Origin of the sequence: Streptomyces acidicola (genome assembly GCF_009377235.1) — a bacterium.
Lineage (GTDB): Bacteria > Actinomycetota > Actinomycetes > Streptomycetales > Streptomycetaceae > Streptomyces > Streptomyces acidicola.
In genome coordinates, this window is sequence record NZ_VMNX01000443.1 from 1 (window position 1) to 3,523 (window position 3,523).

Consider the following 3,523-nt stretch of genomic DNA (forward strand, 5'->3'; position numbering starts at 1 on the left):
CCGCCACCCCGCCCGCCGACGACAACCCGCCCGGCGGACCCGGCCCGACCGTCACCGTCACCGTGACGAAGACCGTCTACTGCCAGTCACATCCCACCTGCTGGCCCGAGGGCAAGTGATCCAAACCCCTCCCAAGAACGCCATACGCTGCCTAGAGTGACCTGGTGACACTGCCTGCAGCCTCTGCCTCTCCCGCGTATTTCCGGTTTCCGCACCTGCACGGCGAATCGGTCGCCTTCACCGCCGAGGACGACGTCTGGGTCGCGCCTCTCGACGGTGGCCGCGCCTGGCGGGTCAGCGCCGACAACGTCCCCGTCAACCATCCGCGCATCTCCCCGGACGGCACCACCGTCGCCTGGACCTCCACCCGCGACGGAGCACCCGAGGTCCACGTCGCCCCCATCGACGGCGGGCCGTCCAAGCGCCTCACGTACTGGGGAAGCTGGCGCACCCAGGTGCGCGGCTGGACACCCGACGGAAAGGTCCTCGCGCTCAGCACGCAGGGCCAGGCCAGCCTCCGGCGCAGCTGGGCGCGTGCCGTCCCGCTCGACGGCGGACCGGCGACGACCCTGCCGTACGGGCCCGTCGGCGACGTCGTGTACGGACCGAGCACCGTACTGCTGTCCGCGCCCATGGGCCGCGAGGCCGCCTGGTGGAAGCGGTACCGCGGCGGCACGGCGGGCAAGCTGTGGATCGAGCGGGAGCAAGCCGACGCAGGGGACGGAGGAGACGGAGGGGATGGAGGCGACTCCGGTGCCGCCGGTGTCGGCAGTGTCGGTAGTGGGGAGTTCGTGCGGCTCCATGCCGAGATCGACGGGAACATCGAGTACCCCCTGTGGGTGGGGGACCGGATCGCCTTTCTGTCCGATCACGAAGGGGTCGGGGCGCTCTACTCGTCGTTGAGCGACGGCTCCGATCTGCGACGGCACACTCCTCTCGACGGGTTCTACGCCCGGCACGCCGCCACCGACGGCACGCGCGTCGTGTACGCGTCCGCCGGTGAACTGTGGCTCCTCGACGACCTCGACGGCGCGGAGCCCCGACGGCTCGACATCCGGCTCGGCGGGCAGCGCGTCGATCTCCAGCCGCATCCCGTGAACGCGAGCCACTGGTTCGGGACGGGCTCGCCCGACCACACCGGGCGCGGCAGCGCCGTCTCCGTGCGCGGTGCCGTCCACTGGGTCACCCACCGCTCCGGCCCCACCCGCTCGCTCGCCGTCGAGCACGGCGTACGGGCCCGGCTGCCCGTCACCTTCCGCGCGGACGGCGAGGAGTGGGTGGTGTGGGTGACGGACGCCGAGGGCGACGACGCCCTCGAGTTCGCGCCCGCCACCGGAGTCGCGCCGGGGGCCACCCCGCGACGGCTCGCCGCCGGACAGCTCGGGCGCGTGCTCGGGCTCGCCATGGCGCCCGACGGCAGCCGGGCCGCCGTCGCCTCGCACGACGGGCGCGTGCTGCTCGTCGAGCGGGAGAGCGGCGAGGTGCGCGAGGTCGACCGCAGTGAGGACGGCGAGGTCTCCGGGCTGGTCTTCTCGCCCGACTGCGCCTGGCTCGCCTGGTCCCACCCCGGCCCGAGCCCGCTGCGCCAGCTCAAACTCGCCAACACCACCGACCTGTCGGTGACGGAGGCGACGCCACTGCGGTTCCAGGACTACTCGCCCGCCTTCACGCTGGACGGCAAGCACCTGGCGTTCCTGTCCGCGCGGTCCTTCGACCCGGTCTACGACGAGCACGTCTTCGACCTGGCCTTCGTCGGCGGCTCGCGTCCGCATCTCATCACGCTCGCCGCGACGACCCCGTCCCCCTTCGGGCCGCAGCGTCACGGGCGCCCCTTCGAGGCGCCCGACAAGGACGAGACGCCGGACAGTGAGGGCGCCCCCGCGACCCGTATCGACCTCGAAGGGCTCGCCGACCGGATCGTGCCGTTCCCCGTCGAGGCCGCGCGCTACTCGGGGCTGCGGGCCGCCAAGGACGGCGTGCTGTGGCTGCGGCACCCGGTGCGCGGCGTACTCGGTCACGCGCGGGCCACGCCCGACGACCCGGACCCCAAGACCTCGCTGGAGCGGTACGACCTCGCCCAGCAGCGCGTCGAGTACCTCGCCTCGGACGCCGAGCGGTTCGCGGTCAGCGGCGACGGCAAGCGGGTGCTGCTGTGGACCGACGGCAAGCTCAAGGTCGTCCCCAGCGACCGGCGCGCCTCCAGCGACGAGGACAGCGACACCAACATCACCGTCGACCTGTCGCGCGTACGGCAGACCGTCGACCCGGCCGCCGAGTGGCGCCAGATGTACGACGAGGCCGGCCGCTTCATGCGGGACAACTTCTGGCGGCCGGATCTCGGGGGAGTCGACTGGGACGGGGTGCTGGACCGGTACCGGCCCGCGCTCGCCCGGGTCGCCACCCACGACGACCTGGTGGACCTGCTGTGGGAGGTGCAGGGCGAACTCGGTACGTCGCACGCGTACGTCACTCCGCGCGGCGGCGGGGGATGGGGCGAGCGGCGGCAGGGGTTGCTCGGCGCCGACATCTCCCGGCACGAGGACGGCCCCCAGGGAGCGGCGCGGTGGCGCATCGACCGCGTCCTGCCGTCGGAGACCTCCGACCCCGACGCCCACGCGCCGCTCGCCGCGCCCGGAGTGGCGGTACGGGCCGGGGACGCGATCATCGCGGTGGGCGGGCAGCCCGTGGATCAGGTGACCGGTCCGGGGCCGCTGCTCGTGGGTACGGCGGGCAAGCCCGTCGAACTGACCGTCCTGCCCGCCGGCGGCGGGGACCCCCGGCACACGGTCGTCGTGCCCATCGACGACGAGGAGCCGCTCCGCTACCACGCGTGGGTGGCGGACCGGCGGGCCTACGTGCACGAGAAGTCCGGGGGCCGGCTGGGCTACCTGCACGTGCCGGACATGCAGGCGCCGGGCTGGGCGCAGATCCACCGCGACCTGCGGATCGAGGTGGCGCGGGAGGGCCTCGTGGTCGACGTCCGCGAGAACCGTGGCGGGCACACCTCCCAGCTGGTCATCGAGAAGCTGGCCCGCCGGATCGTGGGCTGGGACGTGCCACGCGGAATGCGGCCGTACAGCTATCCCGGGGACGCCCCGCGCGGGCCCGTCGTCGCCGTCGCCAACGAGTTCTCCGGGTCCGACGGGGACATCGTGAACGCGGCGATCAAGGCGCTCGGGATCGGGCCGGTGGTCGGTACCCGGACGTGGGGCGGCGTCATCGGCATCGACAGCCGCTACCGCCTCGTCGACGGCACGCTCGTCACTCAGCCGAAGTACGCGTTCTGGCTGGAGGGGTACGGGTGGGGTGTCGAGAACCACGGGGTCGACCCCGACGTCGAGGTCGTCCAGGCCCCGCACGATTACGCGGCGGGGCGGGACGCACAGCTGGACGAGGCGATCCGCCTCGCGCTGGCCGCGCTGGAGGAGACACCGGCGAAGACGGCTCCGCCGCTGCCGGAGTTGTAGGGCGTGTGGGGGCGGGGTGGGTCCCACCGGGAGTCTTCGCCCCCGCCGCCCTTACC

Annotated in this window: 1 protein-coding gene; it reads left to right on the top strand. The window is 73.4% G+C overall.

The features are described 5' to 3' along the window. Positions 1 to 164 precede the first annotated feature (164 nt). A complete protein-coding gene (locus FPZ41_RS45655) occupies positions 165 to 3,467 on the top strand; it encodes a S41 family peptidase (protein ID WP_322621573.1) in 3,303 nt (1,100 codons plus the stop codon). The last annotated feature ends 56 nt before the right edge of the window (positions 3,468 to 3,523 follow it).